The sequence below is a fragment of the Variovorax sp. FG153 genome (genome assembly GCF_057809595.1).
Genome location: NZ_JBMDKG010000001.1, coordinates 187,386 through 211,031 on the forward strand (window position 1 = coordinate 187,386; position 23,646 = coordinate 211,031).

Sequence of the window (23,646 nt, forward strand, 5' to 3'; positions counted from 1 at the left end):
ATGCAAAGACGCCACGGTATGCCCTCTCTCTTCCTCTCGTTCATCCTGCTCGCCGAAGCGTGCTGCGAGGGTTGCCATGGCTTTCTCCATGACCCCAACCCATCGAAAGACAGCACCCATGAAAACCAGCGGCAACACCATCCTCGTGACGGGCGGCACCAGCGGCATCGGCCGCGCGCTCGCCGAGGCCCTGCACCGGCGCGGCAACCGCGTCATCGTCACCGGCAGGCGCGAGGCCCTGCTCGACGAGGTCACGGCCGGCCGAGCCGGCCTGTTCGGCCTGCGGCTCGACCTCGACGATCCCGCGTCGCTGCCACGCGTCGCGCGGGAGGTGCGCGAGCGCTTTCCCGAGCTCAACGTGCTGATCGCCAATGCCGGCATCTCGCGCGCGGAAGACATGCGCGCCGACGCCTGGACCGTCGCCGATGCCGAAGCGATGGTGCGGACCAACATCCTCGGCGTGCTGCGCACGGCGGCGGCGTTCCTGCCGCTGTTGAAGGGCCGGCCCGATGCGAGCTTCATCGCGACTGGCTCGGCGCTGGCCTTCGTGCCGCGCGCGGACTTCCCGGTCTACTGCGCGACCAAGGCCTTCCTGCACTCGTGGCTGCAGTCGCTGCGTCACCAGCTGCGCGCGGTGCCGGTCGAGGTGCTCGAACTCGCACCGCCCTATGTGCAGACCGAACTCACGGGCAGTGCGCAGGCCTCGGACCCGCGCGCCATGCCCGTGGGCGCCTATGTGGCGGAGGTGATGCGACAGCTGGAGCGCGGCGATCATCCGCACGGCGAACTGATGCTCGAACGCGATTACGCGCGTCGCTGGGCCGAGCGCGATGGCCGCTACGAGGCCGTCTTCGCGTCGCTGAACCCCTGCTGAAGCGCGCGCCGGGGCGCCATGCCATCATCGTTGGATGAACTCTCACAGTGCATTCAACAGTGCCGACGCGGTCGCCAAGTACGCGGAGGGCCCGAAGCGCAACGTGCCCGGCCACAGCGGCCTGCTGCCGATGACACGCATCCTGCTGGCCGAGCGCGTGCCGGCGGAAGGCCGCGTGCTGGTGGTCGGCGCCGGTGGCGGTCTCGAGCTCGAGGACCTCGCGCTCGCCCATCCCGGCTGGAGGATCGACGGCGTCGACCCGAGCGCGCCGATGCTCGATCTCGCGGCCCGGCGGCTCGGCCCGTTGACGTCGCGCGTGGCCCTGCACGAAGGCTATGTGCAGGACGCGCCCGAAGGCCCCTTCGACGGCGCCACCTGCCTGCTGACCTTCCATTTCGTGCCGCCCGACCAGCGCCTGCCGACGGCGCGCGAGATCCATCGCCGCCTGAAGCCGGGCGCGCCCTTCGTGGTGGCGCACCTCAGCGTGGAGGACGGCGAGGGCCAGCGCGAAACCTGGATGAAACGCTACGCGGCCTTCCTCGTGTCATCGGGCTCCGACCCGAAGCAGGCGGCCGCCACGAGCGAGAAGGTGCAGAAGGAGCTGGCGATCCTGTCGCCGGCGCAAGACGAGGCGGTCCTGCGCGAGGCGGGATTCAGCGGAGTGCAGCTCTTCTACGTGGGGTTCACGTTCAGGGGGTGGGTCGCCTACGCGTGACGGCGACCGGCCGCTCGCTACGGTTTCTTCACACCTTGTCAGGCGATCGTTCGCGAATCCAGTTCCCTGAGCAAACGCTGCAACTGCCCGGTCGACGCCTCGTCGAGCCCTTGCAGCGGCAGCCGCGGCACCCCCGCCTCGACCCCCCGCAGCCGCAGCCCCGCCTTCACGGTCGTCGGCAGCCCGCCCTTGAGGATGAACTGCAGCACCTCGAGCTGCCCGTAGAAGATCGTGCGCGCCGCTTCCATGTCGCCCGACAGGCAGGCGTCGTAGAGCGCTACGGGCCAGGTCGGAATGATGTTGGGCGCCGCCGTGCACCAGCCCACGGCACCGGCGGCGAAGGCCTCGAGCGCCAGCGGATTGCTGCCGTTGAAGAACGGGATCTCGCGGTTCGACAGTTGCCGGATGCGGTGCACGCGCTGGATGTCGCCCGTGCTCTCCTTGACCATGGTGACGTTCGCGATGTCCCGCACGATCCGCACGATCAGCTCGGGCTGCATGTCGACGCCGCTGGTCGCGGGGTTGTTGTAGAGCATGACCGGCAGGCCGATCGCGTCGGCGATGCTCTGGTAGTGGCGGAAGATCTCGGCCTCGCCGAGCTTCCAGTAGGACACGGGCAGCACCATGACCGCGTCGGCGCCCGCCGCTTCGGCGAACCGGGCCTTGCGCACCGCGTTGCGGGTCGTGAGGTCCGAGATGCCGACGATCACAGGCAGGCGCTTCGCGACCTGCGCGATCGAGGCCTCGGCCACGGCGTCCCATTCCTCGTCGGACAGGTAGGCGCTTTCGCCGGTGCTGCCCAGCGGCGCGATGGCATGCGAGCCCGAGAGCACCAGCCGCTCGACCACGCGGCGGCTGGTCTCGATGTCGACGGCGCCGCTGCGCTCGTCGAAGGCGGTGATGGGATAGGAAACGATGCCGAGGATTTTCTTGTTCATGGAAATGAATGAGCAAAGGGTGGATGAAAGAAAGCGATAGGTGTCAGGCCGGCGCCATCGGCTGCTGGGCCGCGAGCTTCTCTGCCATGAGCTGCGCGAGCAGGTCGAAGACGGCCCGGATGTGGGGCAGGTACTGCAGGTCGTACTGCACGCTGATGAACAGCGGCACGCGCGCGGAGCGATCGGGCAGCAGCCGGATCAGTCCGAAGGACTCGGCCTCGGCATAGGAAGGCAGCAGCACCACGCCCAGGCCCTCCTGCGCCGCGAACAGCTGCGAGAACATGCTGGTCGCGCGGAAGCCGATGCGCGGCGCATCGACGAACTCCTCGAGCCAGCGTGCCGAGGGCAGGTAGATCGGGTCGTCGATGTAGCCGATGAAGAAGTCCTGCGCCAGGTCCTCGGGCCGCGCGATCTCGCGGCCCGCGAGATAGGAGGCGCTGGCATAGAGATGGAAATGCACGTCGGCCACCTTCTGCGTGTGCAGCGACTTCGGCGGCGGCTCGAAGAAGCTCACGAAGATGTCGGACTCGCGGCGCGCGATGTCCACGTAGTTCGAGGTGGTGGCGAGCTGGATCTCGATCGCCGCGAAGCGCTCGTGCAGCTTCCTGACCGCGCGCGAGATCAGCATCGCGCCCACGCCCTCCATCGTTGCGATGGAGACGGTGCCGGCGTTCTGCCCGTAGCGGTCGGCGGTCAGTCCCTGGATTTCGTGTAAGGCCGTTTCCATCTTCTCCACCCTCGTGAACACTTCCCGCCCGAACGGGGTCAGGACGATTCCCTTGCGGTCGCGCCGGAACAGCGTGCCGCCCGAGCTGTACTCCACCTGCGCGAGGCGGCGGCTGATGGTCGACTGGTCGACGCCCAGCTTGCGCGCGGCGGGCGCGAGCGCACCGCCGCGCGCGACTTCGAGCAATGCGCGCAGGTGGTCCCATCCGAGTTGATCCAGGGGCAGGTGCTTGGTGGCCATGGCATTGAAGGCTGAACGAAGGAGCGAGGACATTAGTCCAGCGTGGGCCCGGGCGCCATCGGTGCAAGCTTGCGGTTCAGGCCGCGGCCCGGGTCTCCCTGGTGTCGCGCAGCCAGATCGCGCCGATCACGAAGGTCATGAGCGCGCCCGCGACCGGATAGGCGAGGCCGGCATAGATGTTCCCGTGCTCGGCCACGAGCGCGAACGAGATGGTCGGCAGCAGCCCGCCGAACCAGCCGGCGCCGATGTGATAGGGCAGCGACATCGAGGTGTAGCGGATGCGCGCGGGGAACATCTCCACCAGCAGCGCCGCGAGCGGCCCGTAGGTGATGGCCACGAAGCCCATGAAGACCAGCAGGATCAGCACCACCATCGGCGAGTCGATGCCCGCGCGATCGGCGGTCACGGGATAGCCGGCACCCTGGAGCGCGGCGCCGATCCGCGCGCGGAAGCCGTCGATCTCGGCCTTGCTGGCGGGCTCGAAGGCATTGCCGTTCGCGACCAGCCGTCCCTGCACCGAGGCGATGGCCCGGTCGCCGACGGTCACGGTCGCCAGCTCGCCGGCGGCCGCGTCCTTGACCTCGTAGCTGGCCGCGCTCTGCGCCAGCACGCGCTTGGCGATGTCGCAGGAGGTCCGGAAGTCGACGTCGCGCGCGATCGGGTTGCCCTGGAACGAGCATTCGCGCGGGTCGGCCGTCAGCACGATCGAGGCGCTGCGCTGGGCGCGTTCCAGCGCCGGGTTCGCATAGTGCGCGAGCGCCTTGAACAGCGGGCCGTAGGACAGCGCGGCCACCAGGATGCCGATCATGATCAGCCACTTGCGGCCGATGCGGTCCGACAGCGCGCCGAAGAAGATGAACAGCGGCATGCTCAGCACCAGCGAGGTGGCGAACAGCGTGTTCGCGTAGATCGGATCCACCTTGAGGATCTGCGTGAGGAAGAACAGCGCGTAGAACTGCGAGGTGTACCAGACGATCGATTGCCCGGCGCACAGGCCGAACAGGCAGATCAGCACGATGCGCAGGTTCTTCCATTCGCCGAAGGCCTCGCGCACTGGCGCCTTGCTGATGCCGTTGCCGGCCTTGAGCTTGAGGAACACCGGCGACTCCTTCATCGAGACCCGGATGTAGACCGAGAGCACGAGCAGGCCCAGCGAGATGATGAAGGGGATGCGCCAGCCCCAGGCGTCGAACTGCTCGGGCGACATGGTGCTGCGCACGCCGAGGATCACGACCAGCGACAGCAGGAAGCCCAGCGTCGCGGTGGTCTGGATCCATGCCGTGCTGGCGCCGCGCTTGTGCGGCGGCGAGTGCTCGGCCACGTAGGTGGCGGCACCGCCGTACTCGCCGCCGAGCGCCAGCCCCTGGCACAGCCGCAACACGATCAGGATGATCGGCGCGGCCACGCCGATGGTGGCGTAGTTGGGCAGGAAACCGACCGAGAAGGTCGAGATGCCGATCAGCAGCAGCGTGATCATGAAGGTGTACTTGCGCCCGATCATGTCGCCCAGGCGCCCGAACAGCACGGCGCCGAGCGGCCGCACGATGAAACCCGCCGCGAAGGCGAGCAGCGCGAAGATGAAGGCGGCCGAGGGGTCGAGCGCCGAGAAGAACTGCTTCGCGATGATGGTCGCGAGCGAGCCGTAGAGGAAGAAGTCGTAGTACTCGATGACGGCGCCCACGGAAGAGGCCACGATGACCTTCCTGCCTTCCGCGCGATGCGTCGCACCCGTCAGGGTTGCGGGGATGTCCATGCTTGTCTCCTATCTTGTGGTTCTGAAGGGAGGAGGCCGCCCGGTGGGGCTCCTCCCTGGCCGGCCACGTGGCGTGGCCGGTGGCGGGCGCTTCAGGCCTGGCGGCGCGCCCGGATGTCGGCCACCACCTTGGCGACCTGCTCGGCGCTGGCGCCCTTCACGCGCGCATTGATGCGCACCGTGCCGAAGCCGACGAACAGCACGAGCTCGTCGGGGCCGGGCGCGCCCGGGATCGCGAGGGTGATGCCGTCCATGGCGTCGTAGTCCCAGGCATCGTCGGCGCCGCCGAACAGCAGGTCGACCGAGCCGCCGGCCGTCGACATCTTGGCATTGCCCGGAATCAGCGCGGGGCCCGCGCCCAGGCCGGTGCGCATGGCCAGGCCCAGGCGCGGATGGATCAGGGCCGCGCCGTGCTCCGACTCGCCGGCCGTGCCCACCAGCGCGGCCTTGCCGTAGGCGCGGGGCTTCTCCTCGCCCGCGAAGTGCGAGAGCGCGCGCTCGGTCAGCAGCGTGCCGATCTCGACCGAGCGCTGCGCCAGGTCGGCCAGCTCGGCGTCGGTCGCGGCGCCGCGTCCGGCGCAGGGGTTCTTGAAGATCGCGGCGGCGACCACGTGGCGCGAAGGCGCGGCAGCGGCGCGGCCGCCCTCGGCGAGCGTGTTCCTCTCGAACACGAAGATCTGTCGAATGGTCTCGAGCGTTGATGGGCTCATGGGGGTCTCCGTCCTGTGGATGTGGCTGAATCGCCGGGTCCCTGCGTCGCAGGGGCTGAAGTGGCGGACGGAGATTAGGGTTGCGAGGCCCTGTTGTCAGTTTGCAAGAACGCAAGCGGGCTTGCGTTTTTTGGCCTGGCGGTGGGCGCCGAAGCGCGTTGGCAGGAAGCGCACCCGATCTGGCAGTCCATGCCACCTCGGGCATGCGCAGGGAGCGCCGGCGCGCCGGACACTGGGTTCGCACTTTCGCCAACCCTCATCCCGGAGAACCCATGAACGAATCCATTGCCGGCATCCGCATCCCCGACAGCCAGATGGCGCGCGAGGCCACCGAGCTGGTGCGCGACACCGAGACCGCGCTGCTGTTCAACCACTCGCGGCGCGTGTTCCTGTTCGGCGCGCTGACCGGCGAGCGCCGCGGCCTGGCCTACGACCCCGAGCTGCTCTACATCGGCGCGATGTTCCACGACATGGCCTGGTGGCGCCCTACAGCAGCAGGACCGAGCGCTTCGAGGTTGACGGCGCCAATGCCGCGCGCGATTTCCTCGTGCGCCACGGCATCGCCGAGCCCGAGGTCGAGCAGGTGTGGGATGCGATCGCGCTGCACACCACGCCGGGCATTCCGCAGCACAAGAAGCCGGTGGTGGCGCTGGTCACCGCGGGTGTCGAGATGGACGTGCTGGGCCTGGCCTACGACGCCTTTCCGACCGAGCAGCGCGAGGCGGTGGTGCGCGCGCATCCGCGCGAGGCCGACTTCAAGGAGGGCATCATCGACGCCTTCGCCAAGGGCACGCGCTTCAAGCCCGAGACCACCTTCGGCAACGTCAAGGCCGACGTGCTGGCGCTCAAGGACCCCACGTACAAGCGGCTCAACTTCTGCGGGATGATCCTCGGCTCGTCGTGGAACGACGGCGCCTGCGGCGTGCCGGGCTGCCGGCACTGAGCATGGCTTCTAGCCGGCTGTCGTCACGTGCACGCCGGGCCGGCGGCCATCGTTCCAGCGGCCGCCGATCGCGCGCTCGATCTGCGCGCCGAGCTGCAGCAGCAGGCCGTCGTTGGCCTGCTTCGCCTGCAGCTGCATGCCCAGCGGCAGGCCGTGCTCGTTGAAGGCCAGCGGCAGCGAGATGCCCGGGATGCCGCAGAGGTTGGCCAGCGGCGTGTAGGCAAAGTTCTGCCAGAGGTTGTCGAACCAGTCGAGCACCGAGGGGTTGTCGCTGAGCGTGAGGTATTCGGTGGTGCCCACGCGCGGCGTGGGCAGCGCGGTGATCGGGGTGAGGATGATGTCCCACTCCTCGAAGAAGGCGCCGAAGCCGCGCGCGGTGGTGTTGAACACCGTCTGCATCCTGAAGCGCTCGGCATAGGAGATGTCGCGTCCGGCCTCCCAGATCTTGATGTTGATCGGCTCGATCAGGTCGGCCGGCGGCTGCTCGAGGCCGAAGCGCGCGAGGAAGCCCTCGATGGTCTGCGCGAAGTTGCTGATGTAGCAGGTGGTCTGGGCCGCGAAGGCGGCGCGGATGTCGACCGCGGGCAGCGCCCATTCGACGTGGTGGCCCAGGCCCTCGAGGAAGCGCCCCACGCGCTCGAGCTCGGCCACGATGTGCGGCGTGGCGCGGAAGTCGCCCCACTCGTGCGACATCGCGATGCGCAGCGGCTTCGGGTCGCGTTCGATCAGCTGCGTGCAGGGCTCGTCGGCCTTCCAGTAGGGCATGAACTCGCCGGGCGCGCCGCCGCGGCAGTGGTCGACGAAGGCCGCGGTGTCGCGCACCGTGCGGCTGTGGCAGCCCTGGATCGACACCAGGCCCGTGAGGTCCGACAGCGCCGGCGCGATCGAGAACACGCCGCGCGAGGGCTTGAGGCCGATGTTGCCGTTCACGCCCGCGGGGATGCGGATCGAGCCGCCGCCGTCGGTGGCGTGCGACAGCGGCAGCACGCCTGCCGCCACCGCCGCGCCCGTGCCGGCCGAGGAGCCGCAGGTGGTGTAGTCGAGGTTCCAGGGATTGCGCGTGACGTAGACGGCCGGGTTCTCGGCCGAGCTGCAGACGCCGAACTCGGGCGTGGTGGTGCGACCGATGATGTTGAGCCCGGCCTTGCGGATCTGCTGCGTCAGGTGCGTGTCGGCGGTGGCGCGCTGCCCCTTCATCAGCAGCGAGCCCATCTCCTGCAGCCGGCCCTTCATGGTCGGGCCCAGGTCCTTCATCAGGTAGGGCACGCCCGCGAACGCGCCCGCGGGGTTCATGCCGTCGGCCAGCGGATCGGCCACCACGTCGTCGAAGACCTCGACCACCGCGCTCAGCGCGGGGTTGGTGAGCGCGATGGCGGCGCTGGCCTGGGCCGCGAGCTCGGCCGGCGTGACCTGCCCGCTGCGCACCAGCGCGGCGAGCCCCACGCCGTCCTGTTCGCTCCATGCCTGCCAGCTCATTGCCAAAGTCATCCGTCGCTCCTGTCGAGAAAGTAGAAAGAGGGTCGGGTCGACTCTAGCCAAGACACGGTGTGCCTGCGCGGCGGTCGTGTATTGCCGTGGCACCCGCCGTCAGTCCGCGAGCGCGTCGCGCGCGATCGTCGCCAGCAGCGCCGCGCCGATCGGGAGCACCGCGTCGTTGAAGTCGTAGCGCGGATGGTGCAGGCCCGGCACGTCCTCGCCGACGCCGAGCCAGAAATAGGCACCGGGGCGCTCGTTCAGCATGAAGGAGAAATCCTCCGAGGCCATGCTGGGCAGCATGGCCGTGAAAACGTGCCCTGCGCCCAACAGGCCGGTCGCGGCTCGCCGCACGAGCTCGGCGCACGGCGGGGCATTCGCCGTCGGCGGCAGGAACGGCAGGTAGCGCACGTCCGCCCGGGTACCGAACGCGCTGGCGCAATCCCCCGCGATCTCCGCGACGCGCTTGCGCAGCGTCTCGCCCGCGGGTGCGTCGAACCACTTCGCGATGCCGGCGATGTCCGCATGCGGCGGCACCGTCACGCTCTGCGTGGGAACGCCATGCACGATGGCGCTGCCGGCCTGCAGCGAATGCACGGTGAGCACCGCGCTCAGCGCGGGGTCGAGGTTGCGGCTCACCACGGTTTGCAGCGCCGCCACCACGGCGCAGGCGGCGACGACCGGGTCCGCCGCGCGATGCGGCATCGCGCCATGTCCGCCCACGCCCTCGATGCGGATCCAGAAATCGTCGCGCGCGGCCATCATCGCACCGGGGTTGACGGCCACCGTGCCCGCCGGCAGCGAGGGCCAGTTGTGGAGCGCGTAGACCGCATCGCAGGGGAAGCGCTCGAAGAGGCCGTCCTCGATCATCACGCGCGCACCCGCATGTCCTTCCTCGCCGGGCTGGAAGATGAAGTGCACGGTGCCGCCGAAGTCGCGCGTGTGCGCCAGATGGCGCGCGGCGCCCAGCAGCATCGTCACGTGCCCGTCGTGGCCGCAGCCATGCATCAGGCCCGCATGCACGGAGCGGTGCGCGCAATCGCCTTCCTCCTGCACCGGCAACGCATCCATGTCGGCGCGCAGGCCGACGGACTTCGAGGAGCCGGCCCATCGGCCGCGCAGCACCCCGACCACGCCGGTGCGGCCGACGCCCGTGTGCACCTCGTCGAGGCCGAAGCCTTGCAGCGCCTCGGCCACGCGCGCCGCGGTGCGCCGCTCCTCGAAGCCGAGCTCGGGGTGCGCATGCAGATCGCGGCGGAAAGCCGAGAGGAAGGGGTGGAAGTCCGAGATGGCGCGCAGGGTGCCGGCGCCGGGCGTGGGAAGAACGAGGCTCATCGGGTGGCGCTCCTGGATTGCGATGCGGCCATCCTAGGAACGGCGCGACACCCGTGTCCAAGACCGAAGGCATCCGCTTCCAGATGCGCAGCCTATGAAGGCGACGGTGCGGATGCGCGCATGTAGGCGCTGCATATAGTTTCTGACGCCAACGCTATTGGACGCATTTCAGCAAAAGCCTTCTCATTCCGCGGCAGTTCGCAGCAGGCACCACGCCCGCTGTTTTCACCCACGCAACACAGGAATGGAGAAGACATGCCTTCAACCCACAAGGTCGCCATCGTGACCGGCGGCGGCCGCGGCATCGGCGCGGCGATCGCGCGCCAACTGGCGAAGGACGGCCATGCGGTCGTCGTCAACTACGCGGGCGACGCCGCGAGCGCCCGCGCCGTGGTCGCCGACATCGAGTCGCGCGGCGGCCGCGCCATCGCGCTGCAGGCCGACGTCTCGAAGGAAGAGGACGTGCTGCGGCTGTTCCGCGAGACCGACGCGCAGCTCGGCGTGCCGACGGTGCTCGTCAACAACGGCGGCATCACCGGCGGCTTCTCGCGCGTGGACGAGGCGGACGCGCGCATGCTCGCGCAGGTGTTCGGCGTCAACGTCGTGGGTGCGTTCCTGTGCTGCCGCGAGGCGGTGCGGCGCATGTCGATCCGCCACGGCGGGCGCGGCGGCGCGATCGTCAACGTGTCCTCGCGCGCCGCGGAGATCGGCGGCGGCGGCGAGTGGGTGCACTACGCGGCGACCAAGGGCGCGCTGAACACGCTGACCACCGGCCTCGCGCGCGAAGTCGCGCTCGAGGGCATCCGCGTCAACGCCGTGGCCGCGGGCCTGATCGAGACCGAACTCCATGCGGCCGCCGGCAAGCCCGACCGCGCCGCGCGCATGGCGCCGGGCATTCCGATGGGCCGCGCGGGCCTGCCCGAGGAGGTTGCGCAGAGCGTCGCCTGGCTGGTGTCGCCCTCGGCCGGCTACGTGACCGCGGCCATCGTGGCCGTCGCCGGCGGGCGCTGAGCCCGCGCTGAACCCCAAGAAAAGAGAATTGGAGACAAGCATGCAAGCATCTGCACGGAATGCATCCGCGACGCCCGCCCACGCGCCGAGCCCCGCCAAGGCCAGGCACGTGGTGATCGCCTCGACCCTGGGTACCGTCTTCGAGTGGTACGACTTCTATCTCTATGGCGCGCTGGCCGCGATCATCGGCAAGAATTTCTTCGCCAGCGCCACGCCGCTGGAGGCCTACATCTTCGGCCTGCTGGCCTTCGGCACCGGCTTCGTGGTGCGGCCTTTCGGCGCGCTGGTGTTCGGGCGGCTCGGCGACATGATCGGGCGCAAGTACACCTTCCTCGCGACCATCCTGATCATGGGCCTCGCGACCTTCGCGGTCGGCCTGCTGCCCACCTATTCGTCGATCGGCAGCTTCGCGCCGGCGATCCTGATCGGGCTGCGCATGCTGCAGGGGCTGGCGATCGGCGGCGAATACGGCGGCGCGGCGGTCTACATCGCCGAGCATGCGCCGCCGGGTCAGCGCGGCGGCTACACCTCGTGGCTGCAGACCGCCTTCATCGTCGGCCTGTGCCTGGCGCTCGGCGTCATCCTGGGCTGCCGGCTCGCGATGTCGCCCGAGGCCTTCGAGACCTGGGGCTGGCGCGTGCCTTTCCTGCTCTCGATGGTGCTGCTGGCGATCTCCGTGTGGATCCGCATGAAGCTGCACGAGTCGCCGGTGTTCGCCGAGATGAAGTCGGCCGGTGCGCTGTCGCGCGCGCCGATCCGCGAGAGCTTCGGCAACTGGCGCAACCTCAAGCTGGTGCTGATCGTGCTGTTCGGCTTGCAGGCGGGGCAGGCCGTGGTCACCAACGCGGGGCCGATCTACTCGTCGCTGTTCCTGGTGAACACGCTGCGTGTCGATCCCGTCACCGCGACCACGCTGTCGACCATCGGCCTGCTGCTGGGCGCGCCCTTCTACGTGATCTTCGGCTACCTCAGCGACCGCATCGGACGCAAGCCGATCGTGCTCGCGTCGCTGGTGCTCGGGGCCGTGTCGCTGTTCCCGGTCTACCACGGGCTCACGCACTTCGCCAATCCGGCGCTCGAGGCCGCGCAGGCGCGCTCGCCCGTGGTGGTGGCGGCCGATCCGGCGCGCTGCTCGTTCCAGTTCAACCCGGTCGGCACCTCGAAGTTCACCTCGAGCTGCGACGTGGCGAAGAGCGCGCTGGTGCGGCGTGGCATTCCCTACAGCAACGAGGCCGCGGCGCCGGGCACGACGGCGGTGGTGCGCATCGGCACGCTGTCGCTGCCGGCCTACGACGGCGCGGCCGCCGACGCGAAGGAGCGCGCGGCCGCCTTCGACCAGGCGCTGGGCAAAGCGCTGGAGGACGCCGGCTATCGTGCCAGCGCCGATCCCGCGCAGATCAACCACCTCATGATCGTGCTGATCATCGTCTACCTGCAGCTGCTCACCGGCATGGCCTTCGGCCCCATGGCCGCGATGCTGGTCGAGATGTTCCCGGCGCGCATCCGCTACACCTCGATGTCCTTGCCCTATCACATCGGCAACGGCTGGATCGGCGGCCTGCTGCCCGCGACGGTCGTCGCCATCCAGGCCGCCACGGGCAGCATCTTCGACGGGCTTTGGTACCCTGTGCTGATCGCGGGCGCGGGGTTCGTGCTGTGCTGGCTGTTCGTCCCGGAGACCCGGGACCGGCCGCTCGACAGCTGAGCCGCCGACGGCGCACCGCGCAGGAGCACGCAATGCGCGACCACCCGCCCGCCCCATCGAACGACGACGATTCGCGACCCGCGCATTCGGGCGGGCCGTCCGCGCGCCTGGAGATCCGGCACCTGCGCTACTTCCGCGCGGTGGCCGAGGAACTGAGCTTCACGCGCGCGGCGGACCGGCTGCATATCGCGCAGCCGCCGCTGAGCCAGCAGATCCGCCAGCTCGAGGAGGAGCTGGGCGTGCAGCTCATCGACCGCGACAACCGGCCGGTGCGGCTCACCGAGGCGGGCACGCTGCTGCTCGAGCGCGCGGTCGCGATCATGTCGCAGTTCGATGCCGCGGTGGACGATGTGCGGCGCATCGGCCGCGGCCACAGCGGCAAGCTGGCGATCGGCTTCGCGGGCTCGGCCATGTACAGCGTGCTGCCCGATGTGCTCAACGCGTTTCGCGACCGCTATCCCGAGGTCGAGCTGTCCTTCAGCGAGCTGCTGGCGGCCGAGATCGCCGAGGCGCTGTCGCGGCGTTCGATCGACGTCGGCTTCTCGCGCCCCGGGCTGCCGCCCGATCCGTCGATCGAGCAGCGGCTGCTGATCACCGAGCCCCTGATGGCCGCGGTGCCGACGCGGCATCCGCTGGCCGCGCGGGCCACCATTCCCGTGGAGGAGCTGCATGGCCAGGCTGCCGTGCTCTATCCGCGTCACCCGCGGCCCAGCTTGACCGACCTGATCCTCGATGCGCTCGGCGAGCGCGGCATCGTGCTCGAACTCAAGGAGGGCGCGCGCAACATGCAGACCGCGCTGGGCCTGGTGGCGGCCGGCGCCGGCATCAGCTTCGTGCCCGCCAGCGTCTGCGGGCACGGACGCAGCGGCGTGCGCTTCGTGGGCATCGAGCCGCAGGTGCTGACCTCGCCGATGACCGTGGTCTGGCGCAGGGACCACGCCTCGGTCGCGCTGAGGAACTTCCTGCAGATCGTCGAGACGACGGGCCCGGCGCCGGGCTGAGCCGAGGTGCGCGGGGCGCGCCAGACGCCGCGCCTCTGCCAGCGTATCGCGTCGGTATTGGACGCTGCGCGGGGCCATTCCTAAAGTTCATCGCACCGCTTCGAAGCGGTGCCTTTTCACCGATGAACCACAGGAACACCATGTCTGCACTAGATGACGCCATGCGCGACGCCGCCGCTTCCGGCATCCGATTCGATCACGTACCGGCCAACGGCCTGAACATGCACTATGCGCGCGTCGGCCAGGGCGCGCCGCTCGTGCTGCTGCACGGCTGGCCCGAGTTCTGGATGGTGTACCGGCCGCTCATGGAGCTGCTGAAGAACGATTTCGAACTCATCGTTCCCGACCTGCGCGGCTGCGGCTTCACCGGCAAGCCCACGTCCGGGCCCGATGCCAACGCCAACGCCGCGACGCACGCCGAGGACATCGCCGAATTCACGCGGCGCCTCGGCCTCGACCGCTTCGGCATGGTGGGCGGCGACCTCGGCGCCTACGTGCTGCAGGCCTTCAGCCAGGCGCACGGCGATCGGCTTAAGGGCGCGTTCTATTTCTGTACCCCCTATCCCGGCCTCGGTTCGCGCTACGGGCAGCCCGACCACCTGATCGAGGTCTGGTACCAGTACTTCCAGCAGCTGCCATGGGCCGCGAAGCTGGTCGGCGCATCGCGCGAGAGCTGCAGGCTCTACATGTCGCACTTCCTCGATCACTGGTCGGGCGACAACCCCGAGGTGTTCGCCGACATGATCGAGATCTACGTCGACATGTTCATGCGCAACGACAACATCCAGGGCGGCTTCGACTGGTACCTGAGCTCGGCCGCCAACCGCCGCAAGTGGCTCGACGGCACCTTGCCGCCACCTCCGCGCATCACGGTGCCCTCGCGCTTCCTCTGGGGGCGACGCGATCCCTTGATCCGCCCCGAGTGGTCGGACCGCCTGGGCGACTACTTCGCCGACTTCAGCATCGACTTCGCCGATGCCGGGCACTTCGTGCACCGCGAGGCGCCCGCGGTCTGCGCGCGCGAGATCAAGGCCTTCTTCGAGGGCTGGTGATGGCCGCCATGCCGGGCGAGGCGGCCGCGCGCTTCATGACGCCGTGGTCGCGCCAGGGGCAGCGGCCCGGTCCCGTCTTCGTCGGCGGGGCTGGCGTCCACCTGCACACGGCCGATGGCGCGCGCTGCCTGGACCTGTCGAGCGGCCTCATGTGCGCCAACCTGGGCCACGGCCATCCGATGGTGATCGAGGCGATAAGGCGCCAGGCCGAGTCGCTGTGCTTCGTGTCGCCCACGCTGCGCAGCGACATCCGCGAGGTCTTCTCCGAGCGCCTGTGCGCACGGGCGCCCTGGCGCGGCGGCGCGCGCGTGCACTTCACCACCGGCGGCGGCGAGGCCAACGACGACGCGGTGAAGATCGCGCGCCTCGTCACCGGCCGGCTGAAGGTGCTGAGCGCCTACCGCTCCTACCACGGCACCAGCGCCGGCGCGGCCGCGCTCACGGGCGGCAGCCGCCGCTGGGCCAGCGAGCAGGCGGCGCCGGGCGGCATCGCGCGCTTCTTCGCGCCGCACCCCTATCGCAGTCCCTTCCACACCGACGACAGGGCCGAGGAGGTGCGACGCGCGCTGGCGCATCTCGAGCGCGTGATCGAGCAGGAGAACCCCGCCAACATCGCGGCGATCCTGATCGAGCCGGTGCTCGGTTCGGACGGCCTGGTCGCGTACGAGGAGGGCTATCTGGCCGGCGTGCGCGAACTCGCACGGCGCTGCGGCGCGCTGCTGATCCACGACGAGGTCATGTGCGGCTTCGGCCGCGTCGGCGAGATGTTCGCCTCGCGCCGCGTCGGCGTCGCGCCCGACATGCTGAGCTTCGCCAAGGGCGTCACGGGCGCCTGCATGCCGCTGGGCGGCGTGCTGATGCGCGAGGAGATCGCCGAAGCCTTCGATCATCGGCCCTTTCCGTTCGGCCACACCTATTCGGGCCACCCGGTCTGCATGGCGGCGGGGCTTGGCGCGCTGCGCGCCTACGAGACCGAAGGCCTCTTCACGCGAGGACGCGAGATCGAAGCCTGGCTCCGGCAAGGCCTGGACGACATCCGCGAACGCAGCGCCATCGTGGGCGACGTGCGCGGCATCGGTGCCTTCTTCGGCATCGAGCTCGTGCGCGACCGCGAGACGCGCGAGCCGCTGGTCGCGTGGCAGGGCGCGGATCAGCGCTTGATGGAGGACTTCCAGTCCGACCTGCTGGCGCGCGGCGTGTGGCTGTACGTCAAGTACAACCTGTGCGTGGTGGCGCCGCCGCTGACCATCTCCCAGGCCGATCTGATGCAAGGGCTCGCCATCGTCTCGGAGGCGTTGCAGGCCCTCGAGGCCAGGGTGTCGGCATAGGGCCGGCCGCTCAGAGCTGCGGCGACAGCACCGCCGCCAGATGCTCCCAGGCCTTCTCGAGCAGCGGCCGTTCCTTCCAGGCCTCGTAGCTCAACCGCTTCGACTGCGCGAGGTCGACCTCGAACTGCACGGTCTGCGCCGCGGCGAAGGCCTCGTCGTAGATGTTGAGGTTGGCCTCGTCGTTGAGCCGGAACGAGCGGTTGTCGAAGTTGGTCGAGCCCACCGACACCAGCAGGCCGTCGACCAGGAAGACCTTGCAGTGGTACATGGTCGGCTGGTACTCGCTGATCTGGGCGCCGGCCTCGAGCAGCGGGCCCCAGGCGGCGCGCGAGGCGCGGCGCACGGTCTGCGAATCGATGATCGGCCCCGGCGTGACGATGCGCACCCGCACGCCGCGATGCAGCGCCGCGACCAGCGCGCCCACGGTGAGGTCGTCGGGCACGAAGTAGGCGCTCGAGAGGTCGATGGTCTTCGTGGCCGCGGCGATCGAGAGCAGGTACATCAGGTGCATGCTCTCGCTGCCGCCCGAGGGCGAACTGCTGAACATCTGCGCGCGGCCGTTGCCCACTGGCGGCAGCGGCGGGAAATAGCGCTCGCCGTGGAGCACGTCGCCCGAGACCTTGATCCAGTTGTCCATGAAGACCGCCTGCATCTGCGCCACCACCGGGCCCTCGACCTGGTAGTGCGAGTCGCGCCAGTGCGCCGGGTCCTGCGCGTTGCCGGTCCATTCGGGCGCGATGCCCACGCCGCCCGTGAAGCCGATGCGGCCGTCGACCACCAGCAGCTTGCGGTGGGTGCGGTTGTTCATGCGCGCGATGTCGTACCAGCTCGGCTTGTGGAACTTGCGGATCTCCACGCCCGCTGTCTCCATCTCGCGGATGAAGTCCGCGTCGACCTTCGCGCTGCCGACCCAGTCGAGCAGCACATGCACCTTGACGCCGGCGCGCGCGCGTTCCGACAGCGCATCGGCGAAGGCGCGGCCGATGTCGCCCGACCAGTAGATGTAGGTCTCGAAGGTGATGCTGTGCTTCGCGGCGCGGATCGCCGCGAGCATCGGCGGAAAGATCCGGTCGCCGTTCTGGAAGGCCTCGAAGCGGTTGCCGTCGGCGATCGGCGGGCCGAGCATGGCACCGAGCGCGCGCTGGTACTGGGGATCGTGCAGCGCGTATTCGCGGCGCACCTGTTCGTCGAGCTTCTTCTCGCCGCTCGTGAGGTTGAGCACGAGCAGGGTGGCGGCGAGCGTCAGGACGAAGGTCCAGGCGATGGCTTTCCAGGGTTTGCGGGGGGCAGTGGCACGCATGCCTTATCGTGCCGGCCTTTGCCCACGCCGAATCGAGTTCGCGCCCTTGTCCTGCAAGGCGCCGCTGCGATGTCTGCCATCAATATCGGCCTGCGGCGCCAGCCACTGCGAACACCATGCCTCAACAACCCGGACCTCCGGCCGATCCGGCCTCCCACCGTTTCGTCTCCGTGCGCGGCGCGCGCGAGCACAACCTGCGCAACGTCGACGTCGACATCCCGCGCGATGCCCTCGTGGTCTTCAGCGGCATCTCGGGTTCCGGCAAGTCCTCGCTGGCCTTCGGCACGCTGTATGCCGAGGCGCAGCGGCGCTACCTCGAATCGGTGGCGCCCTATGCGCGGCGGCTGATCGACCAGGTCGGCGTGCCGGCGGTCGATGCCATCGACGGGCTGCCGCCGGCCGTGGCCTTGCAGCAGCAGCGCGGCACGCCGGGCACGCGCTCCTCGGTGGGCAGCGTGACCACGCTGTCGAACCTGCTGCGCATGCTCTATTCGCGCGCGGGCGACTACCCGGCGCGCCAGGCCATGCTGCACGCGGAGGACTTCTCGCCCAACACGCCGCAGGGTGCCTGTCCCGTCTGCCACGGTCTGGGCCGGGTGTTCGAGGTGACCGAGCGCGCGATGGTGCCCGACGACAGCCTCACGATCCGCGAGCGCGCGGTGGCCGCCTGGCCCTCGGCCTGGCAGGGGCAGAACCTGCGCGACATCCTCGTCACGCTGGGCATCGACGTCGACACGCCGTGGCGCGCGCTGCCGAAGAAGACGCGCGACTGGATCCTGTTCACCGAGGAGCAGCCGACGGTGCCGGTCTATGCGGGCTTCACGCCGGCCGAGACGCGCGCCGCGCTGCGCCGCAAGCTCGAGCCCAGCTACCAGGGCACCTTCATGGGCGCGCGCAAGTACGTGCTCCACACCTTCGCGACCACGCAGAGCGCGCTGATGAAGAACCGCGTCTCGCGCTTCATGTCGGGCGCGCCATGTCCCGCCTGCCAGGGCAAGCGGCTCAAGGCCGAGGCGTTGTCGGTGCGTTTCGCGGGGCTCGACATCGGGCAGATCTCGCACCTGACGCTGGGCGCGCTGGCGCAGGTGCTGCGGCCGGCGGCGCATGGCGAGGCGCATGGCAAGACCGTGCCGTCCGTTGAGAAACGCATCGTGGCGCAGCGCATCGCGCAGGACGCGCTGGCGCGGCTCGAGACGCTGCTGGGCCTCGGGCTGGGCTATCTCTCGCTCGATCGCGCAACGCCCACGCTGTCGCCGGGCGAGCTGCAGCGGCTGCGGCTCGCGACGCAGATCCGCTCCAAGCTGTTCGGCGTGGTGTACGTGCTCGACGAGCCCTCGGCCGGCCTGCACCCGGCCGACGCCGAGGCGCTGGTCGACGCGCTCGATGCACTCAAGCGCGCGGGCAACTCGGTGTTCGTGGTCGAGCACGACCTGGACCTGATGCGCCGCGCCGACTGGCTGGTCGATGTCGGGCCCGGCGCGGGTGAGAAGGGCGGCGAGGTGCTCTACAGCGGGCCGCCCGCCGGATTGCGCGAAGTGGCGGCTTCCCGCACGGCCGCCTACCTGTTCGCACCCGAGGCGGCCGGCGATGCGGGCCGGCCGCCGCGTTCGGCGCGGGGCTGGCTGCGGCTCGAAGGCGTCACGCGCAACAACCTCGAGGCGGTCGATGCGGCTTTTCCGATCGGCGCGATGACCGCGGTCACCGGCGTCTCGGGATCGGGCAAGTCCAGCCTCGTGAGCCAGGCGCTGGTGCAGCTGGTGGCGGCCCACCTGGGCCACGAGGCACCGGCCGACGACGAGCCGGGCGAGGGCGAGCCCTCGCTCGCCCAGGAGACGCAGGGCCGCATCGTCGAGGGCCTGGACCGGATCCGGCGGCTGGTGCGGGTCGACCAGAAGCCGATCGGCCGCACGCCGCGCTCCAACCTCGCGACCTACACCGGGCTGTTCGACCATGTGCGCAAGCTGTTCGCGCAGACCCGCGCCGCGAAGGCGCGCCGCTTCGATGCCGGCCAGTTCTCTTTCAACGTCGCCAAGGGCCGCTGCCCGACCTGCGAGGGTGAGGGCTTCGTCAGCGTCGAGTTGCTGTTCATGCCCAGCGTCTACGCGCCGTGCCCGACATGCGGCGGCTCGCGCTTCGACGCGGCGACGCTGAAGGTGCGGCTGCGCGACAAGAGCATCGCCGACGTGCTCGCGATGACGGTGGACGAGGCGCATGCCTTCTTCAAGGACGACGCGCCGATCGAGCGGCCGCTGCGCCTGCTCGCGGCGATCGGCCTGGGCTACCTGCGCCTGGGGCAGCCAGCCACCGAGTTGTCGGGCGGCGAGGCCCAGCGCATCAAGCTCGCGACCGAGCTGCAGCGCGCGCAGCGCGGCGACGCGCTCTACGTGCTCGACGAGCCGACCACCGGGTTGCATCCGTCGGATGTGGACCGGCTGATGGCGCAGCTCGACGAGCTGGTCGACGCGGGCAACACGGTGGTGCTGGTCGAGCACGAGATGCGCGTGGTGGCGCGCTGCGACTGGGTCATCGACATGGGCCCGGGCGCGGGCGGCGAGGGCGGGCGCGTGGTGGCGGCGGGCACGCCGCGCGAGGTCGCGAAGGCCGGCACGCCCACGGCGAAGTACCTCGCGCGCCAGTGGGGCTGAGCCGGGCGCGGCCCGGGTGCACAATCTGGGCCCCCGATCCGCGCCGCCGCGCGCGCCCGCCTTCCCGTTCCAGCCCCCATGCGAATCCACGACATCCGACACCGACTGCGCGAAGCAGGCGCGGGCCCCAGCCATGAGCAGCGCGTGCTGCGGCTGTGGTCCCATGCGCTGCCGCGCGACAGCGGCCGGCGGCTGCCGCACAGCTTCTTTCCGGCCGGGTTGATGGCCGAGTTGCCGGCCATCGAGGCCGAGCTCGCGGGCCTCGCGCGCGTGCATGCGGTGCATCCGGGTGCCGACGGTTCGGAGCGGCTGCTCGTGGCCCTTGCCGACGGCCAGACCGTCGAGAGCGTGCTGCTGCCGCGCGACGGCCTGTGCGTGTCCTCGCAGGTGGGCTGCGCGGTCGGCTGCCAGTTCTGCATGACCGGGCGCGAGGGGCTGCTGCGCCAAGTCGGCAGCGCCGAGATCATTGCCCAGGTCGCGCTCGCGCGCCTGCGCCGGCCGGTGCGCAAGGTGGTGTTCATGGGCATGGGCGAGCCGGCCCACAACCTCGACAACGTGATGGAGGCGATCGAGCTGCTCGGCACGGTCGGCAACATCGGCCACAAGAACCTGGTGTTCTCCACCGTCGGCGATCCGCGCGTGTTCGAGCGGCTGTTGCAGGAACGCGTGCGGCCCGCGCTCGCGCTGTCGCTGCACACCACGCGCGACGAACTGCGCCGCAAGCTGCTGCCGCGCGCGCCGCGGCTCACGCCCGAGGAACTGGTCGCGGCCGGCGAACGCTATGCGCGCACCACCGGCTATCCGATCCAGTACCAGTGGACGCTGCTCGAAGGCATCAACGACAGCGAGGAAGAGATCGAGGGGCTGGTGCGGCTGCTGTCGGGCAAGTACGGCGTGCTCAACATGATCCCGTTCAACGCGGTCGACGGCGTGGACTTCCAGCGCCCGGCCTGGGCGCGCTGCCAGCAGATCGCGCGCACCCTGCACGAGCGCGGCATCCTGACCAAGTTGCGCAATTCGGCGGGGCAGGACGTGGATGGGGGGTGTGGGCAGTTGCGGGCGCGGGCTGTCGGCACGCAGGTGATGGTTCGCAGTGATCGTAGACCGCGGAAGGAGGCCGACGCGTGCGCAGCGCCAAACGAATGACCGTCACGGTGCCCGTCGAGATAGCTGCCACCATCAGGCAGGCGGTGGAGCGCGGAGAGTACGAATCGCCTGGCGAAGTGGTACGAGAAGCTTTGCGTGAATGGAAAGCGCGGCGCTGGTTGGTACTCAATGAGTTTTCCACTCTCAAGGCGGATATCGATCGTGGTCTGGCAGACGCGACCGCTGGTTGCGTCCAGGCCTTCGATACCGATCGCATCGTTGAGCGCGGACGCTTGCTCTTGGCCGCCCGTTCCAGTTGACCGAAAGTCAGCGTCTGCGGGGCATGCGATCTCGGCTTGATCACGGATCGAGTGTGGATCGATGTCCCGCTGCGAGAAGTCGCGCGGCTTTTGTGCATCTGGAGTTCTTGGGCTCTCAAACCTGCTTCGCTGCCTCCCTGCCCAGAAAGAACTCCACCGCCCGCCCCACCACCCAAGGCACGATCACATGGTCCCCATCGAAGGGCTGCAGCGTGAGGTCGTGCCCGCTCTCGAGCAGCCGCCGGGCGTGCGGATGGGCGCTGGTCTCGATCGGCAACTGGCTGTCCGAGCGCCCGTGCGCGAGAAAGAAGCGCGGCGTGCCGGCCTGCGCGAAGCTGTTCATGAAGCCGGCCGACAGGCCGATCACGTGGCTCGCCACGTCGCCGTTGGTGAGGCCCAGCGACAGCGCGTAGCTGCCGCCGTCGGAGAAGCCCGCGAGCGCGAGCCGCGCGGGGTCGAGCCGGAAATGCCGCGACACGGTGGCCAGCGCGTTGTCGAGCCGCTCGAGGTCGGGGCCATGGCCGCCGACCACGATGTCCCAGGTGGCGTACATCGACTGCGGCGCCAGCAGCAGGAAGCCGCGCGAGCGCGCATGCGCGACGAAGTGCGGCAGCACGCGGTTGGCCTCGCCGCCCGCGCCATGGAACATCACGAGCAGGGGCAGCGGTGCATCGGCGGGCAGGCCCTCGGGCACGACCAGCACCGCGTCGCGGCCCTCGTCGAAACCCAGGTCGTGGCGCCCGGGTGGCAGCGGCTCGTACAGGGGCGCGGCACCGGGCCGGAAGGCCATGCGGCCCGTGAGCGCGCCGCCGAACAGGGTGGGATCGATCATGCGGTGCCTCCGGGCGCTGCGGCGGGCGCGATGCCGCGGAACACGGCGCACTGCGCGAAGGACTGCGTCGACAGCGGCAGTTCCTTGCGCCGGCAGTACTTGCTGGTGAGCTTGAGCAGTTCCTTGATGTCGCGGCCGCTGGCGCCCGCGTAGTCGACCACCAGCCGGTCGATCACGGCGGCGGGCAGCTCCACGCCGAGCTGGGCCGACAGCGTGGTCCACAGGCGTCGCGCATCCTCGGGCCCGGGCGGCTGGTAGTCGATCACCGCGATGCAGCGCGAGAGAATGGCCTCGTCGATGTCGCCGACGCGGTTGGTAGTCATGAACAGCAGGCCGCTGAAGTACTCGAGCGTGCGCAGGAACTCGGCCACGATGGCGTTGTGCTGCAGGTCGTTGTCGCGGCGCCGGATGTAGACGTCGGCCTCGTCGAGCAGCAGCACGCAGCCCCAGCGCGCGGCGCGCTGCAGGATGCGCGTGAGGCTGGTCTCCACCGAACTCGCCGTCACGCCGAGCTGGCCCGAATGCACGCGGTACAGCGGCTTGCCGACCACTTCGGCGTAGACCTCGGCGGTCAGCGTCTTGCCCAGGCCGGGCGCGCCCTTGCACAGGATGGTGGTGCCGCCCGATTTGCCGGGCACCACGTCCTCGACCAGGAAGTTGCGGTCGGCCGTGAGGATGTCGATCAGGTCGCGGTGCGCCTGCGGCAGCACCAGCCGCTCGCGCAGGCCGGGCTGGTACCGGTACTCCTGCACATGCTGGGCATGGACCCAGATGTTGCGGTGCCAGTCGAGGTGGAACAGGTGCAGGTAGCAGTGCTGGGGAATGCGGTCGAAGCCCTGGGCGATGCCGCTCTCGCGCCAGTGGTGGGGGTCGGCCGCCAGGTCGAAGCGGCGGCGCAGCAGCTCCTCGTCGTTCACGCAGCGCACGGCGGCGCCTTCGGGCAGCCGGTGGCACTCGAGCGCCGCGCGCGGGCCCTCGCCCGCGGTCCACACGCTGCCGCCGACGGTGAACTGCGCGCCGTGCTGCGGCTGCAGCTTGCCGAAGCGCTCGAGCTGCATCTCGTACTCGCGCTTGAACTCCGCGCACTCCTTGTGAAAGCCGTGGTCGGCGAACAGGTCGGCCAGCGTGCGATGCGGCAACTGCTCCTCGTAGAAGCTCAGGCCCCAGGTCATGCCCGCGAAGCGCAGCCGGGGCTCGGAGGGCGGCTCGCGGCCGGCGGCCTGCAAGGTGTTGGCGAGCAGGCCCACAAGCACGTAGGCGTTGCCTTCGGTGGGCTTCACCAGCCGCACCGTGTGGACCAGCCAGGGCAGCAGCACGCCGTCCTTGCCGCGCTGGTAGAGCCAGCCGTCGATGGCGTCGCGCGCGAGCCATTCGGTCAGTGCCGGCACCATCGCCTCGAGGTTCGCGATCGGCTGCAGCTGCGATTCGCCGTTGAGGTTGTCGAGCGCGAGCAGCTGGAACACCAGGTCGCGCGCGCCGTTGCCGAGGCTCAACTGATAGAGCAGGTTGAGCGAGCGGCCATCGAAGTGGCGGCTCGACACGACGCGTATGCCGCTGCAGGCCCCCTGGCCGCCCAGCTGGAGGCCCAGCGGCGACTGCGCGCCGACCTGGCTGCGCAGGACGGCGGCCAGCATCTCCGGTATCTCGAGTTCCACGGC

The 23,646-nt window shown here is 69.9% G+C and carries 19 protein-coding genes and 1 pseudogene; 11 read left to right on the forward strand and 9 right to left on the reverse strand.

From position 1 onward, the window contains the following. Positions 1-118: 118 nt before the first annotated feature. Together ACODT0_RS00850 and ACODT0_RS00855 are read left to right on the forward strand one after the other, a co-directional pair. Positions 119-874 (forward strand): SDR family oxidoreductase, encoded by a 756-nt coding sequence (locus tag ACODT0_RS00850; RefSeq protein WP_489040266.1) that lies wholly within the window; start codon positions 119-121, stop codon positions 872-874. A 34-nt stretch (positions 875-908) separates the two neighbouring features. Beyond that, the gene (locus ACODT0_RS00855; protein WP_489040267.1) at positions 909-1,589 is read left to right on the forward strand and encodes a class I SAM-dependent methyltransferase; all 681 of its coding nucleotides are present in this window, start codon (positions 909-911) and stop codon (positions 1,587-1,589) included. 38 nt (positions 1,590-1,627) lie between these two features. On the opposite strand, the gene ACODT0_RS00860 is transcribed toward ACODT0_RS00855, so the two are convergent. From ACODT0_RS00860 to ACODT0_RS00875, 4 genes are all read right to left on the reverse strand, one after another. Beyond that, positions 1,628-2,527, reverse strand: coding sequence for a dihydrodipicolinate synthase family protein (locus ACODT0_RS00860; protein WP_489040268.1), 900 nt, complete (start codon positions 2,525-2,527; stop codon positions 1,628-1,630). A gap of 43 nt (positions 2,528-2,570) precedes the next feature. Further along, positions 2,571-3,494 carry a LysR family transcriptional regulator gene (locus ACODT0_RS00865; protein WP_489040269.1) on the reverse strand — a complete coding sequence of 308 codons (924 nt, stop codon included), beginning with the start codon at positions 3,492-3,494 and terminating at the stop codon, positions 2,571-2,573. Positions 3,495-3,570: 76 nt separating this feature from the next. Continuing rightward, a complete protein-coding gene (locus ACODT0_RS00870; RefSeq protein ID WP_479669583.1) occupies positions 3,571-5,247 on the reverse strand; it encodes an MFS transporter in 1,677 nt (558 codons plus the stop codon). A gap of 92 nt (positions 5,248-5,339) precedes the next feature. Then, entirely contained in the window at positions 5,340-5,957 is a 618-nt protein-coding gene (locus ACODT0_RS00875; protein WP_479669582.1) for an amino acid synthesis family protein, read from the reverse strand. Positions 5,958-6,229: 272 nt separating this feature from the next. Here ACODT0_RS00875 and ACODT0_RS00880 point away from each other — a divergent pair. Then, positions 6,230-6,900: pseudogene (locus ACODT0_RS00880) on the forward strand (HD domain-containing protein). Between the two features lie 9 nt (positions 6,901-6,909). On the opposite strand, the gene ACODT0_RS00885 reads toward ACODT0_RS00880, so the two are convergent. Both ACODT0_RS00885 and ACODT0_RS00890 read right to left on the reverse strand, forming a co-directional pair. Continuing rightward, the gene (locus ACODT0_RS00885; protein ID WP_479669581.1) at positions 6,910-8,388 is read right to left on the reverse strand and encodes an amidase; all 1,479 of its coding nucleotides are present in this window, start codon (positions 8,386-8,388) and stop codon (positions 6,910-6,912) included. A 99-nt stretch (positions 8,389-8,487) separates the two neighbouring features. Continuing rightward, the gene (locus ACODT0_RS00890; RefSeq protein WP_489040270.1) at positions 8,488-9,708 is read right to left on the reverse strand and encodes an amidohydrolase; all 1,221 of its coding nucleotides are present in this window, start codon (positions 9,706-9,708) and stop codon (positions 8,488-8,490) included. A 255-nt stretch (positions 9,709-9,963) separates the two neighbouring features. Here ACODT0_RS00890 and ACODT0_RS00895 point away from each other — a divergent pair, with 255 nt between their 5' ends. The 5 genes from ACODT0_RS00895 (at position 9,964) to ACODT0_RS00915 (ending at position 15,805) form a co-directional block, all read left to right on the forward strand. Further along, positions 9,964-10,719, forward strand: coding sequence for an SDR family oxidoreductase (locus ACODT0_RS00895; RefSeq protein ID WP_489040271.1), 756 nt, complete (start codon positions 9,964-9,966; stop codon positions 10,717-10,719). Between the two features lie 40 nt (positions 10,720-10,759). Then, positions 10,760-12,424 (forward strand): MFS transporter, encoded by a 1,665-nt coding sequence (locus ACODT0_RS00900; RefSeq protein WP_261206155.1) that lies wholly within the window; start codon positions 10,760-10,762, stop codon positions 12,422-12,424. Positions 12,425-12,456: 32 nt separating this feature from the next. Continuing rightward, positions 12,457-13,425 carry a LysR family transcriptional regulator gene (locus ACODT0_RS00905; RefSeq protein ID WP_422098719.1) on the forward strand — a complete coding sequence of 323 codons (969 nt, stop codon included), beginning with the start codon at positions 12,457-12,459 and terminating at the stop codon, positions 13,423-13,425. 140 nt (positions 13,426-13,565) lie between these two features. After that, positions 13,566-14,477 carry an alpha/beta fold hydrolase gene (locus tag ACODT0_RS00910; protein ID WP_489040272.1) on the forward strand — a complete coding sequence of 304 codons (912 nt, stop codon included), beginning with the start codon at positions 13,566-13,568 and terminating at the stop codon, positions 14,475-14,477. After that, the gene (locus tag ACODT0_RS00915) at positions 14,477-15,805 is read left to right on the forward strand and encodes an aminotransferase class III-fold pyridoxal phosphate-dependent enzyme (RefSeq protein WP_489040273.1); all 1,329 of its coding nucleotides are present in this window, start codon (positions 14,477-14,479) and stop codon (positions 15,803-15,805) included. The genes ACODT0_RS00910 and ACODT0_RS00915 overlap by 1 nt, the downstream gene beginning before the upstream one ends. Before the next feature lie 10 nt (positions 15,806-15,815). Here ACODT0_RS00915 and ACODT0_RS00920 read toward each other — a convergent pair whose 3' ends face one another. After that, positions 15,816-17,105: a phospholipase D-like domain-containing protein gene (locus ACODT0_RS00920; RefSeq protein WP_489040274.1), complete on the reverse strand. Its 1,290-nt coding sequence runs from the start codon at positions 17,103-17,105 to the stop codon at positions 15,816-15,818. A 116-nt stretch (positions 17,106-17,221) separates the two neighbouring features. Here ACODT0_RS00920 and ACODT0_RS00925 point away from each other — a divergent pair, with 116 nt between their 5' ends. From ACODT0_RS00925 to ACODT0_RS00935, 3 genes are all read left to right on the forward strand, one after another. Beyond that, entirely contained in the window at positions 17,222-19,750 is a 2,529-nt protein-coding gene (locus ACODT0_RS00925) for an excinuclease ABC subunit UvrA (RefSeq protein ID WP_489040275.1), read from the forward strand. A gap of 78 nt (positions 19,751-19,828) precedes the next feature. After that, positions 19,829-20,896 (forward strand): RNA methyltransferase, encoded by a 1,068-nt coding sequence (locus ACODT0_RS00930; protein WP_489040276.1) that lies wholly within the window; start codon positions 19,829-19,831, stop codon positions 20,894-20,896. After that, the gene (locus ACODT0_RS00935; protein ID WP_296740077.1) at positions 20,875-21,156 is read left to right on the forward strand and encodes a ribbon-helix-helix domain-containing protein; all 282 of its coding nucleotides are present in this window, start codon (positions 20,875-20,877) and stop codon (positions 21,154-21,156) included. The genes ACODT0_RS00930 and ACODT0_RS00935 overlap by 22 nt, the downstream gene beginning before the upstream one ends. Before the next feature lie 115 nt (positions 21,157-21,271). On the opposite strand, the gene ACODT0_RS00940 is transcribed toward ACODT0_RS00935, so the two are convergent. Continuing rightward, positions 21,272-21,988, reverse strand: a complete 717-nt coding sequence (locus tag ACODT0_RS00940) for an alpha/beta hydrolase (RefSeq protein ID WP_296740078.1) — start codon at positions 21,986-21,988, stop codon at positions 21,272-21,274. Beyond that, positions 21,985-23,643, reverse strand: a complete 1,659-nt coding sequence (locus ACODT0_RS00945; protein WP_479669570.1) for an AAA family ATPase — start codon at positions 23,641-23,643, stop codon at positions 21,985-21,987. Before ACODT0_RS00945 ends, ACODT0_RS00940 begins: the two co-directional genes overlap by 4 nt. Positions 23,644-23,646: the final 3 nt, after the last annotated feature.

What these genes read in the sequence shown, in the direction of transcription:
- ACODT0_RS00870 (WP_479669583.1), bottom strand. Translation starts at nt 5,247, where the DNA reads ATGGACATCCCCGCAACCCTGACGGGTGCGACGCATCGCGCGGAAGGC.
- ACODT0_RS00890 (WP_489040270.1), bottom strand. Translation starts at nt 9,708, where the DNA reads ATGAGCCTCGTTCTTCCCACGCCCGGCGCCGGCACCCTGCGCGCCATC.
- ACODT0_RS00915 (WP_489040273.1), top strand. Translation starts at nt 14,477, where the DNA reads ATGGCCGCCATGCCGGGCGAGGCGGCCGCGCGCTTCATGACGCCGTGG.
- ACODT0_RS00865 (WP_489040269.1), bottom strand. Translation starts at nt 3,494, where the DNA reads ATGGCCACCAAGCACCTGCCCCTGGATCAACTCGGATGGGACCACCTG.
- ACODT0_RS00860 (WP_489040268.1), bottom strand. Translation starts at nt 2,527, where the DNA reads ATGAACAAGAAAATCCTCGGCATCGTTTCCTATCCCATCACCGCCTTC.
- ACODT0_RS00905 (WP_422098719.1), top strand. Translation starts at nt 12,457, where the DNA reads ATGCGCGACCACCCGCCCGCCCCATCGAACGACGACGATTCGCGACCC.
- ACODT0_RS00930 (WP_489040276.1), top strand. Translation starts at nt 19,829, where the DNA reads ATGCGAATCCACGACATCCGACACCGACTGCGCGAAGCAGGCGCGGGC.
- ACODT0_RS00900 (WP_261206155.1), top strand. Translation starts at nt 10,760, where the DNA reads ATGCAAGCATCTGCACGGAATGCATCCGCGACGCCCGCCCACGCGCCG.
- ACODT0_RS00925 (WP_489040275.1), top strand. Translation starts at nt 17,222, where the DNA reads ATGCCTCAACAACCCGGACCTCCGGCCGATCCGGCCTCCCACCGTTTC.
- ACODT0_RS00855 (WP_489040267.1), top strand. Translation starts at nt 909, where the DNA reads ATGAACTCTCACAGTGCATTCAACAGTGCCGACGCGGTCGCCAAGTAC.
- ACODT0_RS00940 (WP_296740078.1), bottom strand. Translation starts at nt 21,988, where the DNA reads ATGATCGATCCCACCCTGTTCGGCGGCGCGCTCACGGGCCGCATGGCC.
- ACODT0_RS00875 (WP_479669582.1), bottom strand. Translation starts at nt 5,957, where the DNA reads ATGAGCCCATCAACGCTCGAGACCATTCGACAGATCTTCGTGTTCGAG.
- ACODT0_RS00910 (WP_489040272.1), top strand. Translation starts at nt 13,566, where the DNA reads ATGTCTGCACTAGATGACGCCATGCGCGACGCCGCCGCTTCCGGCATC.
- ACODT0_RS00850 (WP_489040266.1), top strand. Translation starts at nt 119, where the DNA reads ATGAAAACCAGCGGCAACACCATCCTCGTGACGGGCGGCACCAGCGGC.
- ACODT0_RS00895 (WP_489040271.1), top strand. Translation starts at nt 9,964, where the DNA reads ATGCCTTCAACCCACAAGGTCGCCATCGTGACCGGCGGCGGCCGCGGC.
- ACODT0_RS00885 (WP_479669581.1), bottom strand. Translation starts at nt 8,388, where the DNA reads ATGACTTTGGCAATGAGCTGGCAGGCATGGAGCGAACAGGACGGCGTG.
- ACODT0_RS00920 (WP_489040274.1), bottom strand. Translation starts at nt 17,105, where the DNA reads ATGCGTGCCACTGCCCCCCGCAAACCCTGGAAAGCCATCGCCTGGACC.